Below are 459 nucleotides of genomic sequence, written 5' to 3'. Positions count from 1 at the left end.
CGGATAGGCAGCTTTTCGCAGGCTGCAATTTTCACATCGCTGGTTTGCGCCATAGCCGCTGTGTTGGGCCTCATCTTCGGTGTGCCCGGGGTTATGCTTGTGGACAAGTTTCTTCCGCGGTTCAAAGCTCGTTATGTTGTAGCTGCACCAATCTGTGCCTTGTTGGCGTGGCTCGCGTTCGAGGGTGCCTTCTCTCCTGGCGCTTGGATAAAGGTCTGGACCAGTCCTTCCTTTTGGTTTGGGTGGGCTCCCAGGCGCGCTGGCATCATGCTTTTCATCGGGTTGGCCGTGGGTGCCTTCTACATGTTGATCTGGCCGCGGATTGGACGAATGATGAAGGTCAACACGGCCTTGTGACTGAGGGCGATGGAATCGGGTGCCTGTGCGCAGCAAGGTGGCGGCGGCAAATAGCCAGGCATACAGCGGCGCGGGGAAGTAGGGGGCATCGATGAGTACAAC

General features: G+C 57.7%; 1 protein-coding gene. It reads left to right on the top strand.

Annotated elements, in window-relative coordinates:
* A partial coding sequence (locus I6F33_RS37945) for a hypothetical protein (protein WP_225145795.1) occupies positions 1 to 357 on the top strand: 357 nt, incomplete at its 5' end.
* Positions 358 to 459: the final 102 nt, after the last annotated feature.

The sequence above is a fragment of the Bradyrhizobium sp. BRP20 genome (genome assembly GCF_020194215.1).
Lineage (GTDB): Bacteria > Pseudomonadota > Alphaproteobacteria > Rhizobiales > Xanthobacteraceae > Bradyrhizobium > Bradyrhizobium yuanmingense.
The sequence above is the reverse complement of the archived record's forward strand: the minus strand, read 5'-3'. Positions and strand labels throughout refer to the sequence as shown.